This window comes from Brevundimonas sp. EAKA (assembly GCF_000698025.1).
GTDB classification, from domain to species: domain Bacteria; phylum Pseudomonadota; class Alphaproteobacteria; order Caulobacterales; family Caulobacteraceae; genus Brevundimonas; species Brevundimonas mediterranea_A.
This window is the reverse complement of record NZ_JMQR01000275.1, coordinates 1-612: the sequence shown is the minus strand read 5'-3', so window position 1 is coordinate 612 and position 612 is coordinate 1. Positions and strand designations below refer to the sequence as shown.

The following is a 612-nucleotide window of genomic DNA, read 5'->3' as shown; positions in this document are numbered from 1 at the left end:
GGGTGCGCTCGCGCTCACGCTCGCGTTCACGCTCGCGGCGGGCCAGCAGCGGCGACAGTTCCAGGTCGAGTTCCTCGACGCGGACGGGCAGCCAACGCAGCACGTCTTCGTTGATGCCCAGCTGACGCTCGACTTCGGCCATGGCGGCCGGAGGGGCGTCGACGGCCAGCAGCGAATAGTGAGCCTTGCGGTTCTTCTTCACGCGGTACGTCAGGTTGCGCAGACCCCAGTACTCGATCTTGGCGACGGAACCGCCACCTTGCACGATCAGGTCCTTGATGGTGTCGTTCAGCGCTTCGGCCTGCTGCGCCGAGATATCCTGGCGCGTCATGACCGTGTGCTCGTAAAGAGCCATGCGGTAGTCTCCCTTGTGGGCGTCGGCGTGGAAACGACCGGGTAAGTCGATCCCCACGATGGCTCCTGGCGCGGCGGCCGGACCGAACGTCCAACCCTTTGGTGTTCCACGACAGGACCGAAGCCCTGGAAAGGCGGGGCCTATAGGGGAAAAGGGGGCGATGCGCAACATTTCCTGTCTCTTATACACATTTGACGCAGCCGACGGTCCACCCTGTGGCGAACTCCAGAGCCGCGGAACCGTGTAAAAAAAATCTA

The 612-nt window shown here is 63.1% G+C and carries 1 protein-coding gene; it reads right to left on the bottom strand.

The annotated features are described in order from the left end of the window. Nucleotides 1-355: 30S ribosomal protein S6 (gene rpsF / locus ER13_RS17440; RefSeq protein WP_035311476.1), on the bottom strand; the 355-nt coding region annotated here is incomplete at its 3' end. Nucleotides 356-612: the final 257 nt, after the last annotated feature.